The organism is Streptomyces sp. HNM0645 (assembly GCF_030056615.1).
GTDB lineage: Bacteria > Actinomycetota > Actinomycetes > Streptomycetales > Streptomycetaceae > Streptomyces > Streptomyces marianii.
In genome coordinates this window covers 1-357 of the sequence record NZ_JASHLT010000133.1, presented here as the reverse complement: position 1 = coordinate 357, position 357 = coordinate 1, and the positions used below count along the sequence as shown (strand labels likewise).

Here is a 357-nt window from a genome sequence, read left to right as displayed (position 1 = left end):
CCCGGCGATGAGGGCTTCGAGCATGGCCCGGCCGGAGACGCCCATGATGTCGGCGGCAACCGCGGAGAGCTTGATCCCGGTGTCCTCCAGCAGCTTCTCCAGGCGCCGCACGATCTGGCCGCGCTCGCGGGTCATCTGGGGCCGGGCACGGGTCAGATCCCGCAGCTCGCGCACCGGCTGCGGCGGGACGAACGCGGCACGGACCAGGCCGTGGGCGCCGAGCTGGGCCAGCCAGGCCGCGTCCGAGACGTCGGTCTTGCGGCCGGGCAGGTTCTTGACCTGCCGCGCGTTGACCAGGATCACGTTCAACTCGTCGGCCAGCAGATAGTAGAAGGGCTTCCAGTAGTCCGAGGTCGC

Annotated in this window: 1 protein-coding gene; it reads right to left on the bottom strand. The window is 70.6% G+C overall.

Annotated elements, in window-relative coordinates; all coding sequences use genetic code 11:
• On the bottom strand, positions 1 to 357 hold a 357-nt coding region (locus QMZ92_RS35965; RefSeq protein ID WP_283302156.1), incomplete at both ends, for an IS110 family transposase.